Genomic DNA, 10,566 nt, shown 5'->3' with positions numbered 1-10,566 from the left:
GGGGCCCGTCCGGACACCCCCGGGCCCCGAACATCGGACGACGGATCGACGGGTTCCGGGCGAACGGGGACACCGCGGCGCGCGCCGGTCCGGTCGCGGGGCTCGGGCGGGCCTGACGGCTTGCGGCCCAGGCGGCGTACGGCCTTGGCGGCGCGTACGGCCTTGGCGGCGTCCAGGCTCGATGGCGTACGGGCTCGACGGGCGTAGTGACTCGGCGGCGGGCGCGCCGGAAGCGCGCCCGAACCGGGACGACAGGTGCCCGACGTTCGCGCGCGCCGGATCGGCGAACGCGCCGGGACATCGGAGGCGCCCCTACGGCGGGTACGGCCGAACGCCGGGCGCCCCCGTACGGCGAGCGCCCGGACACCCGGGGCGGGGCCACGGTCGGCGGGATCTCCGCCGCAGGCCGCGCCGCGCCGGGGTCCGGGCGGCGGGACGGATGGACACAGACCTGGGGAGGGGTCAGGCCTGATGCGGGTCAGACCTGGAGGTCGGGCCCTATCCGGTTGCGTACCGCGGTCTGCACCTCGGCCTCCTCGGCCGGGTCGGCGGCGAGGCGGCGGAGCCGCTCGGCGACGCGCACGTCACCGGTCTCGGCGTGCTGGGCCGCGACCTCGCGCGTGGTCTCCTCGCAGTCCCAGAGGCATTCGACGGCGAAGCCGGTCGCGAAGGTGGGGTCGGTGGCCGCGAGTGCCCGGGCCGCGCGGCCGCGCAGCTGGGAGGAGGCCGTCTCCCGGTAGACGTGGCGCAGCACGGGGGCCGCGCAGGCGATGCCGAGGCGCCCGGCGCCGTCGACGAGGACGGCGAGCTCGGGGGCGTCGGGGCCGGCGGTGCGGATGGTCTCGCGCAGGGCTCCGAGGACGAGGGTGGCGTCCTGGGCGGTGCCGCGGCAGGCGAGGGTCTCGGCGGCGGCGACGCCGAGGGCGTCGGTGCGCCGGACCCAGGCACGGGCGCGGGCGACCGCGTCCTCGCCGCACATCCGCCGGTAGGCGGCGACGGCGGTCTCGGCGACCGCGGCGGAGTCGCCGTCGGCGGCGGCCTCGACGAGGTCGAGCACGGCGGGGTCCCGGGTCGCGGCGAGGTGGTGCAGTGCGGCGCCCCGCGCTCCCTCCGCGCCGTGGCGGGCGGCGGCCAGGATCTCGGGCCGGTCCTCGGGTCCTGCGACGGCGGCGAGGCAGCGGGCGGCCGGGCCGGACAGCTCGGCGCCGCGCTCGTGGCCCTCCTGCGCCCAGTCCAGGACGGCCCGGACGCTCCAGCCGGGCCGGGGCCCGGCCGGACTCATCTGGCGCTGCCAGCGGTCGAAGGAGCCCTGTTCACGGGCGGCCCGGACGCGGGCGGCGACGGCCTCGCGCCGGTCCTCGGCCCAGAGTCGCCAGGGGCGGGGCTCGTAGGCGTCGCGCACGGTGGCGGCCAGCTCGGCGTCGCCCTCCGGATCGGCCGGGAAGCGGGCGAGGACGGGCAGGGCGAGCGCGCGCAGGCCGGCGTCGTCGTCGCGGAGCGCCAGCTCGTCCAGGGCCCACGCCCAGTTCGTGCCGGTCGCGGCGTAACGGCGGAGCAGCAGCAGGGCGTCCTGGCGTCCGTAGGAGGCGAGGTGCCCGAGGACGGCGAGCGCGAGCCCGGTCCTGGAGTCCTCGGTGTCGAGGTGGTCCTCGGCGCCGAAGAGGTGCGCCTCGATCTCCTCGAGGCCTCCGTGGAGGTCGAGGTAGAGCCGGGCGTAGTAGAGGGAGCGGTTCTCGACCTGCCAGTCGTGGCGGGGGTCGTCGAGAACGCAGTGGTTGAGGGCCGCGAGGGCCTCGGCGCGTGGCGCGGCGAGCGCGTGCAGGGTGCCGTCGCCGCGGCCCCGCTGCAGCAGACCGAGCAGGGTGCCGCTCGGCGCTATGACTGGATCGAACATGGGAAGACGCCTCACATCAAGCTGTCGACACGACCGGGGGATACCGGGATGACCCGGGTCAGGCGGTACATCTCTGTACGCCTAGGCCGTGCGGCGACATGTCGGGCCGCTCGTCGTCCTGCGCTTGCCAGTGATCATCTTCCTCTGCCTCTCGTCGGTGGCCCGATTTGCCGGGCCCGACGTCATGATGACCCACCCATTTCGCCGCCGCGACCACATTTACGATGCCGCTCTCACCTGGGGTTCAGTGCCCGTTCACCGGGATCCGAACAGCTCCAGGAGATCCGCCTTGCCGAACATGCGGGCCGTGTCGAGGGCGGACGGAGTCCCGGCCTCCGGATTCGCGCCCCCGTCGAGCAGCGCGCGGACGACGGCGTCCTCGCCCTTGAAGACGGCACCGGCGAGCGGGGTCTGGCCGCGGTCGTTGGCACGGTCGGCGTCGGCGCCGCGCTCCAGGAGGGCGGCGACCGCGGCGGCGTGGCCGTGATAGGCGGCGAGCATGACGAGGGAGTCGCCCTTGTCGTTGGTGAGGTTCGCGGGCACGCCCGCGTCCACGTAGGCGGCGAGGGCGTCGGCGTCACCGGTGCGCGCGAGGTCGAAGACCTTGGTCGCCAGCTCGATGACCTCGGGGTCCGGGGTCTCGCTCATCGGATGGTGCCGCCTCTCGTGCCGTGCCGTCGCCCGCCGCCGAGGCGGGGACTCCGGAGTTCGTCGCCGCACGGCGAGCGCCGCCGTACGAGTGAATCGACAGGGTACTGCCCGTCCGCCGACATGACCTCGCCCGTCCACGGCAAAGATCACCGCAGCCCACGCCCGGGCATCTACCCCCAGGGGGTGTCTCGCCGATCACGCCGGGCTCGCGACGCCTGGCACCGCGGCTCGCCGCGGTGTCGTCGGTCGGCATGGCTCGCTCCTCCGCCGTGCAGCCCACGGCATCAGACCCCGCTCCCCGATCCGGCCTGACCGACGCGACACCCCTTAGCGCACCGCGCGCGTTCCGCCACCCGACAGCGCACCCGCCCTCCGCCGGTGCAGTGAAAACACCAGTTTTTCACCCGTTTGCACCTTTAGTCACATAGATACTTGCCGTGAACCTGGAAGGACTCATGGTGACTGTCCCCTCACCCAGGAGAACAACCAATGATCCTGTCCATCTCAGGCGTGGTCCTGCTCGGCATCATCTGCTTCCTGTTCTTCAAGAAGGACGGGATGAAGGCCTCGCACGCCCTCGTCAGCGCGCTGTTCGGCTTCTACCTCGCAGGCACCGCCATCGCCCCGAGCATCACGGCGGGCGGGCAGAGCCTCGCCGGCCTCCTGGGCGGGATCAAGTTCTGACCCCCTTCCGTCCCTTCCACCCTTCAGGAGTACTTCGTGGCCCGGCGACCACTCCCCCGCATTCTGAGCAGCGGCAGCGCACAGATCGCTCGTAGTCGAGAGATCGCGCGCACGGCCGCCGACAGCGCCACCGACGTGCTCCATCCACTGATCACGGTCACCCGTGGTCTGCGGAAGCTGGCCGCGGCAGCGCGCGCCAGGTGGGCCGCGACCCCCAAGGAACGGCGTGGTCCCACGCTGCTCCTGGTCGCGGCCTGCGTCCTGGTCGTCGCGCTGATGCCGTACGGGCCGCTCCTCGCCCTGGTCACCCTCATGGGCGCCGCGGCGTGGAAGGGACGCGAACGGCCGGTCGTCAAGACCGGCCCCGACGACGCCGAGATCGCCCGGCTCAAGGGCCTGTACGAGGCCCTCGTGCCGTACTTCTCCGTCCCCGAGGACCCCTCCCCGCTCTTCGCGCACGGCGGCGACTGGAGCGGCGCCTTCGGGGAGCACGCCTTCGACGAGGACGGGCGGCTCACCCGCCTGCGGATCGCCTACCCCCCGTACTTCACCGACGGCGAGCCGGCCGCACGCGCCCGCATCGAGCAGCTGCTGCACGCCAAGTCGGGACGCGGCCGCGAGTACCGCTTCGACTGGGACGAGGAGGGCAACCGGCTCGTCATGAGCGTGCTGCCCGCCCTGCCCACCACCATCGCCGCCCAGCGGTTCGTCACCGTGCCGGGCGAGACGGTCCTCGGCTTCACCGACGCCGACGCCGTGCAGCGGACCGTGCCCGTGGTCGCCTCGGACGGCACGGAGGACGCGCCGGCCGTCGTCTGGCGCACCGGCCCCCGTTCCACCGAGCCGCACCTGCTGGTCGTGGGCCAGCCCGGCAGCGGCACCACCTCCCTGCTCCGCTCGATCGCCCTGCAGGCCCTGCCCCACGGGGACGTGCTGGTCGTCGAGGGTGCGGGAACCGGCGAGTACGCCTGCCTGACCGGCCGCGACGGCGTCCTCGCCGTCGAGTGCGGTCTCGCCGGCTCCCTGGCCAGCCTGGAGTGGGCGGCCCACGAGACCGAGCGGCGGCTGATCGCCGCCAACCGGGCCCGGCAGGCCGGCCAACCCGCGCCGGAGGACACCCGGCGGCCGCTGTGGATCCTGCTGGACCGGCCGAGCGTCCTCGGTCACCTGGCCGCCGCGGACGGCCGCCCCGACCCCCAGGAACTGCTCCGGGTGCCCCTGCGGCACGGCCGCGCGGCACACGTCACCGTCGTGGTCGCCGAGCAGTCCGACAGCACGGACTCCCTCGGCGAGGCCGTACGGACCCACACCCGGGCCCGGATCGTCCTCGGCCCGACGGCGCCCGAGCAGATCGCGGCCGTCCTGGGCGCCGCGCCGCACACCACGCCCACGCCCGACGTCCCGCCCGGCCGGGGGTACGCGCGCCTCGGCTCGGGTCCGGTGCTGCGGCTCCAGGTGCCGGCGACGCCCGACCCGTACGACGACGCGACCAGCGAGGCCCAGCGGAAGGCGGTCCTCGACCTCCTCCCCGAGCGCAGCACGGCCTCGGTCACCCAGACGCTCCCGGTCGCGGCGCCCGACCCGGCTCCGGCGCCCCGCACCGAGGCCGAGCCCGCCACCGCGCCGCCTGCCTACGACCCCGGCCCGGCACCGCTCCACGCGCCCGTCGCCGCGGAGGGCTGAGCACACCGCCCCCGGACGCCCGAGAGGCCGGTGAGGACCCCAGGGACCTCACCGGCCTCTTCCGTGTCGCGTTCCCCTGGGCGGTGTCTCGCCGATCGGCTCGGCATGATCGGCAAGACGCCCCCTAGGGGCTGTCGTCACCATCCCCTCTGCCCCGCGACGCCTGGCACGCGCTCTCGCCGCGCCGGGCGAAAGCGCGAGTACGTCCCGTACGAGCACTTCCCCCCGGCACACCGAGAGCACGCACCAGACGCCGCAGGGCCGCCCTGCGGGCAACGAGGGGATGGTGACGACAGGCCCTAGGCCACGAAGGAGCGCGGCGACTCGGCGCCGCCCCCCGCGCCCGACTCGACCAGCCGCGCCGCGGCGGCCAGCCGGGCGGCGGCCTCGTCGGCGACCCGGCCGCCGACGGTGAAGGGCAGCCGGATGAACCCCTCGAAGGCGCCGTCGACGCCGAAGCGGGGCCCGGAGGGCACCCGGACGCCCACCCGCTCCCCCACCTCGGCGAGCCGGGAGCCGGAGAGCCCGCCGGTACGGACCCAGAGGGTCAGTCCGCCGCGCGGCACGGAGAACTGCCATTCGGGAAGCTCCCTGCGGAGCGCGGCGACGAGCGCGTCGCGGTTCTCCCTGGCCTGCTCGCGACGGAGCCCCACGGCCTCCTCCCAGCCGCCGGTCCGCATCAGCCAGTTCACGCCCAGCTGCTCCAGCACGGGGGTGCCGAGGTCGGCGTACGCGCGCGCGGCGACCAGCGACCGGATGACGTCGGGCGCGGCCCTGACCCAGCCGATCCGCATGCCCGCCCAGAAGGCCTTGCTGGCGGAGCCGACGGTGAGGACCGTCGAGCCCGCCGGGTCGAAGGCACAGACCGGCCGGGGCATCTCCACGTCGTCGTCCAGGTGGAGCTCGGTCATCGTCTCGTCCACGACGAGGACGGTGCCGGCCGAGCGGGCCGCCTCCACCAGCTGCCGCCGCTGGTCCTCGTCGGCCAGCGCGCCGGTCGGGTTGTGGAAGTCGGCGACCACGTACGCGAGGCGGGGCGCCGCGTCGCGCAGCACCTGGCGCCAGCGGCCCAGGTCCCAGCTGCCGAGGCCCTCGGACATGGCGACGGGCACGAGCCGGGCGCCGGCCTCGCGCATCAGCTGGAGGATGTTGGCGTACGAGGGCGACTCGACGGCGATCCGCTCGCCGCGGCCCGCGAAGAGGTGGCAGATGGCGTCGATGGCCCCCATGGCGCCGGTCGTGACCATGATCTGCTCGGGCATGGTGGGGATGCCGCGGGCCGTGTAGCGGTCGGCGAGCATCTGCCGCAGCGTGGGCAGCCCGGCCGGGTAGTCCCCGTGCGTGTGGGCGTACGGCGGAAGCTCCTCCAGGGCGCCCTGGACGCCCCGGGTCAGCCAGGGCTCGGGCGCGGGAAGGGCCGCGCAGCCGAGGTCGATCATCGAGCCGAGGGCCTCCGGCGGCAGCGGTTCGAGGCCGCGGGCGGGCAGCGGGTTCCCGGCCGGGACGGCGGTCCAGCTGCCGGCGCCGCGCCGGGACTCCAGGAAGCCCTCGGAGCGGAGCGCCTCGTAGGCCGCGGCCACCGTCGTCCGGCTGACGGTGAGGGCGACGGCGAGCTCCCGCTCGGCGGGCAGCCGGGCGGCGACCGGGACGCGGCCCTCCAGGACGAGCAGGCGGATGCCGTCCGCCAGGGCGCGGTAGGCGGGCGGCTTGCGGACGCCGGGACCGGCGGGGCGCGACTGCTGTGCCTGGAGCTGCCGGGCGAGCTGGGCCGGCCCCACGGCCGAAGTCCACTGAGCCATCGAAATCAGTCCACCTTCACCGAATTGGCCATGGTTGGCACCCTGACCCCCGCCACAGAGTGTCATGAGCCAGTCCACCACCACCACTCAGGGGGCAGTCCCTTGTCCATCGCCTCCGGCCTCCGCGGCCGGCACCTCTCCCGCCGGCTCGTCCAGCTCTACGTCGGGCTGACGCTGTACGGGGTGAGCTCCGCCCTGCTCGTGCGCAGCGGCCTCGGCCTGGAGCCCTGGGGCGTCCTCCACCAGGGTCTCGCCGAGAAGACCGGGCTGACCATCGGTGTGGTGTCGATCGTCGTCGGCGCGGTGGTGCTGCTGCTGTGGATCCCGATCCGCCAGCGCCCGGGGCTGGGCACGGTCTCCAACGTCTTCGTGATCGGCCTGGCGATGGACGGCACACTGGCGCTGGTCCCGGACGTCCACGCGGCGGCCGGCCGGATCGCGCTGCTCGTGCTGGGCATCCTGCTGAACGGGGTGGCGACCGGCCTGTACATCGCGGCGCGCTTCGGTCCGGGTCCGCGCGACGGCCTGATGACCGGTCTCCACCGGCTGACCGGCCGTTCGATCCGGCTGGTCCGGACGGCGATCGAGGTCGCCGTCGTCGCGACGGGCTTCCTGCTCGGCGGCTCGGTCGGCGTGGGCACGGTGCTGTACGCGCTCGCGATCGGGCCACTGGCCCAGTTCTTCCTGCGCTGGTTCGCCGTCCCCGAGCAGGCGCCCGACGGTCCGGGAGCCGCGCCGGAAGGAGCCCCCGCCCCCTCCGCGGACGCCCCCGAACCGGTCGCCGCCCCCTCCTCGGACGCCCCGGCGACACCGGCACAGGCCATACTGCGGCGGTGACTCGCGTACGCCACCCCTATCTCGACCACCCCTCCCCCCTCGCGTTCGCCCATCGCGGCGGCACGGCGAACGGGCTGGAGAACACCGCGGCCGCCTTCCGCCTGGCGGCCGCGGCGGGCTACCGCTACTTCGAGACCGATGTGCACACGACGGCCGACGGCGCCCTCGTGGCGTTCCACGACGCGACCCTGGACCGGGTCACGGACGCCTCGGGACGCATCCGCGACCTGCCGTGGGCCGCGGTGCGCGAGGCGCGGGTGGCGGGCAGCGAACCGCTGCCGCTCTTCGCCGACCTCCTGGAGGAGTTCCCGGAGGCCCGCTGGAACATCGACCTCAAGGTCGAGTCGGCCCTCGTCCCCCTGGTGGAGCTGATCCGCAGGACCGACGCCTGGGACCGGGTCTGCGTGGGGTCCTTCACCGAGTCCCGGGTCGCGCGGGCGCATCGCCTGGCCGGCCCCCGGCTGGCCACCTCCTACGGGGTGCGCGGGGTGATCGGGCTGCGGCTGCGCTCCCTCGGCATCCCGGCGGCGCTGCGCGTCGGTGCCGTCGCGGCGCAGGTGCCCGAGCGTCAGGGCGGGGTCCCGGTGGTCGACCGGCGCTTCGTGCGGGAGGCGCACGCGCGCGGGCTGCAGGTCCACGTGTGGACCGTGAACGATCCGGAGCGCATGAACTCTCTCCTCGACCTGGGAGTCGATGGCATCATGACCGATCGACTGGAGACGCTGCGTTCGGTGATGACCGAGCGGGGTGCGTGGGTCTGAGCCCGCGGTCCCCGTGACACGGGGACGGCTCACGGGACGAACGAGGGGGCGCGGCCGTGACCGCATCGACCACCGAGCCGGAGGAGTACGCCGCCGGTGCCGCCGAACGGCGGCGCGAGCAGCGGGGCTGGTACTTCTACGACTTCGCCTGCTCGGTCTACTCGACGAGCGTGCTCACCGTGTTCCTCGGCCCCTATCTGACCTCGGTCGCGCGCGCCGCCGCCGACGCCGAGGGCTTCGTGCACCCGCTCGGGATACCCGTGCGGGCCGGCTCGCTCTTCGCGTACGCCGTGTCGGCGTCGATCGTGGTCGCGGTCCTGGCGATGCCCCTGGTGGGCGCGGTCGCCGACCGGACCGGCCGCAAGAAGCCGCTCCTCGCGGCGGCGGCGTACCTGGGGGCGGCCGCGACGGCGGGGATGTTCTTCCTGGCGGGCGAGCGCTATCTGCTGGGGGCGTTCCTGCTGATCGTGGCGAACGCCTCGCTGTCCGTCTCGATGGTGCTCTACAACGCCTATCTGCCGCAGATCGCGGAGCCGGACGAGCGCGACACGGTCTCCTCGCGCGGCTGGGCCTTCGGGTACACCTCCGGCGCGCTGGTCCTGGTCCTGAACCTGGTCCTCTACCAGGGCCACGACTCCTTCGGCCTGACGGAGGGCGAGGCGGTCCGGATCTGCCTGGCCTCCGCGGGCGTGTGGTGGGGCGCCTTCACGATCGTGCCGCTGCGCCGCCTGCGCGACCGGCGGCTGGGCGCGGAGGGCCGGGAGGGGGCCGCCGGGGGCGGGGTCGGCAGCGGCTGGCGCCAGCTGCGGGCGACGCTGAAGGACATGCGCCGTCACCCGCTGACGCTCTCGTTCCTGCTGGCGTACCTGATCTACAACGACGGCGTCCAGACGGTGATCTCCCAGGCGTCGCTGTTCGGCTCCGAGGAGTTGGGGCTGGACCAGACGACGCTCATCACGGCGGTCCTGCTGGTGCAGGTGCTCGCGGTGGCGGGGGCGCTGGGCATGGGGCGACTCGCCCGGACGTACGGCGCCAAGCGGACGATTCTCGCGTCGCTCGCCGTATGGACGCTGATCCTCGTGGCCGGGTACTTCCTGCCCGCCGACGCGCCCGTCTTCTTCTTCTGTCTCGCCGCCGCGATCGGCCTGGTGCTGGGCGGGAGCCAGGCGCTGTCCCGCTCGCTGTTCTCGCACCTGGTGCCGCGGGGCAAGGAGGCGGAGTACTTCTCGGCGTACGAGATGAGCGACCGGGGGCTCAGCTGGCTGGGTCCGCTGGTGTTCGGTCTCGCGTATCAGCTGACCGGGAGCTACCGGGATGCCATCATCTCCCTGGTGATCTTCTTCGTGGTCGGCTTCGCCCTGCTCGCCCGGGTCCCGGTGCGGCGGGCGGTGGAGGCCGCGGGGAACCCGATACCGGACCGTATTTAGACGTGGCATCGAAAGGGCGGTAGTGTACGCGTTTGGCCTGCCAGGCGGACCGTTACTGCGTGCTGCTTTGGTGAAGACACCGGGTCACATCTGCCGTCAGATGTGACAAAACGGGCACTGGTGGGTACAACAAGGGGCGGCACGACGGGCGACGCATGACCCGGCACGGGAATCTTTACCGCCGACCGGACGTTGACCGGATAACGACGACAGCGACACCTGTCCTGTGGGCGACAAGCCCGGGAGGCACGATTCATGAGTGAGCGAGCTCTTCGCGGCACGCGCCTCGTGGTGACGAGCTACGAGACCGACCGCGGCATCGATCTGGCCCCGCGCCAGGCGGTGGAGTACGCATGCGAGAAGGGACATCGCTTTGAGATGCCCTTCTCGGTCGAGGCGGAGATTCCGCCGGAGTGGGAATGCAAGGTCTGCGGAATCCAGGCTCTCCTGGTGGACGGGGACGGACCTGAGGAGAAGAAGGGCAAGCCTGCGCGTACGCACTGGGACATGCTCATGGAGCGCCGTACGCGCGAGGAGCTGGAGGAGGTCCTCGCCGAGAGGCTGGCCGTCCTGCGCTCCGGCGCGATGAACATCGCCGTTCATCCGCGCGACAGCCGCAAGTCGGCCTAGCGGGACGAACGGCAGGACAACGCCGCGGGGCCCGGTACACGATCCGTGTACCGGGCCCCGCGGCGTTCCGCGTGCCCGCTGCCCCCGGCGGGCTTCCGGAGACGGCGGACGTGGGGGGGGGGGGGGGGGGGGGGGGGGGGGGGGGGGGGGGGGGGGGGGGGGGGGGGGGGGGGGGGGGGGGGGGGGGGGGGGGGGGGGGG

General features: G+C 74.1%; 9 protein-coding genes. 6 read left to right on the top strand and 3 right to left on the bottom strand.

Annotated features, from left to right (window positions below; translation table 11 throughout):
* Positions 1-478: 478 nt before the first annotated feature.
* Together ACZ60W_RS32600 and ACZ60W_RS32595 are read right to left on the bottom strand one after the other, a co-directional pair.
* A complete protein-coding gene (locus tag ACZ60W_RS32600) occupies positions 479-1,894 on the bottom strand; it encodes a HEAT repeat domain-containing protein (protein ID WP_469759005.1) in 1,416 nt (471 codons plus the stop codon).
* A gap of 255 nt (positions 1,895-2,149) precedes the next feature.
* Entirely contained in the window at positions 2,150-2,542 is a 393-nt protein-coding gene (locus tag ACZ60W_RS32595; RefSeq protein WP_469759004.1) for an ankyrin repeat domain-containing protein, read from the bottom strand.
* Positions 2,543-3,034: 492 nt separating this feature from the next.
* Here ACZ60W_RS32595 and ACZ60W_RS32590 point away from each other — a divergent pair, with 492 nt between their 5' ends.
* The gene (locus tag ACZ60W_RS32590) at positions 3,035-3,229 is read left to right on the top strand and encodes a hypothetical protein (RefSeq protein WP_015032212.1); all 195 of its coding nucleotides are present in this window, start codon (positions 3,035-3,037) and stop codon (positions 3,227-3,229) included.
* Positions 3,230-3,265: 36 nt separating this feature from the next.
* On the top strand, positions 3,266-4,912 hold the full coding sequence (locus ACZ60W_RS32585) for a hypothetical protein (protein WP_469759003.1): 1,647 nt from the start codon (positions 3,266-3,268) through the stop codon (positions 4,910-4,912).
* A gap of 299 nt (positions 4,913-5,211) precedes the next feature.
* Here ACZ60W_RS32585 and ACZ60W_RS32580 read toward each other — a convergent pair whose 3' ends face one another.
* Complete coding sequence (locus ACZ60W_RS32580; RefSeq protein ID WP_469759002.1) at positions 5,212-6,711, bottom strand: SCO1417 family PLP biosynthesis transcription factor; 1,500 nt, start codon at positions 6,709-6,711, stop codon at positions 5,212-5,214.
* A gap of 102 nt (positions 6,712-6,813) precedes the next feature.
* Here ACZ60W_RS32580 and yczE point away from each other — a divergent pair, with 102 nt between their 5' ends.
* From yczE to ACZ60W_RS32560, 4 genes are all read left to right on the top strand, one after another.
* Entirely contained in the window at positions 6,814-7,548 is a 735-nt protein-coding gene (gene yczE, locus ACZ60W_RS32575; protein WP_469759001.1) for a membrane protein YczE, read from the top strand.
* Complete coding sequence (locus tag ACZ60W_RS32570; protein WP_469759000.1) at positions 7,545-8,309, top strand: glycerophosphodiester phosphodiesterase; 765 nt, start codon at positions 7,545-7,547, stop codon at positions 8,307-8,309. Before yczE ends, ACZ60W_RS32570 begins: the two co-directional genes overlap by 4 nt.
* Positions 8,310-8,365: 56 nt before the next feature.
* The gene (locus ACZ60W_RS32565) at positions 8,366-9,736 is read left to right on the top strand and encodes an MFS transporter (RefSeq protein ID WP_469758999.1); all 1,371 of its coding nucleotides are present in this window, start codon (positions 8,366-8,368) and stop codon (positions 9,734-9,736) included.
* A 255-nt stretch (positions 9,737-9,991) separates the two neighbouring features.
* Positions 9,992-10,366, top strand: coding sequence for an RNA polymerase-binding protein RbpA (locus tag ACZ60W_RS32560; RefSeq protein ID WP_015032218.1), 375 nt, complete (start codon positions 9,992-9,994; stop codon positions 10,364-10,366).
* Positions 10,367-10,566 lie beyond the last annotated feature (200 nt).

This window comes from Streptomyces sp. NPDC104202 (genome assembly GCF_055584185.1).
Note: the sequence above shows the minus strand (reverse complement) of the source record. Positions and strands in the feature narration are given on the sequence as shown.

Coding starts and splice junctions, on each gene's coding strand:
- ACZ60W_RS32560 (WP_015032218.1), top strand. CDS start 9,992: ATGAGTGAGCGAGCTCTTCGCGGCACGCGCCTCGTGGTGACGAGCTAC.
- ACZ60W_RS32600 (WP_469759005.1), bottom strand. CDS start 1,894: ATGTTCGATCCAGTCATAGCGCCGAGCGGCACCCTGCTCGGTCTGCTG.
- ACZ60W_RS32590 (WP_015032212.1), top strand. CDS start 3,035: ATGATCCTGTCCATCTCAGGCGTGGTCCTGCTCGGCATCATCTGCTTC.
- ACZ60W_RS32595 (WP_469759004.1), bottom strand. CDS start 2,542: ATGAGCGAGACCCCGGACCCCGAGGTCATCGAGCTGGCGACCAAGGTC.
- ACZ60W_RS32580 (WP_469759002.1), bottom strand. CDS start 6,711: ATGGCTCAGTGGACTTCGGCCGTGGGGCCGGCCCAGCTCGCCCGGCAG.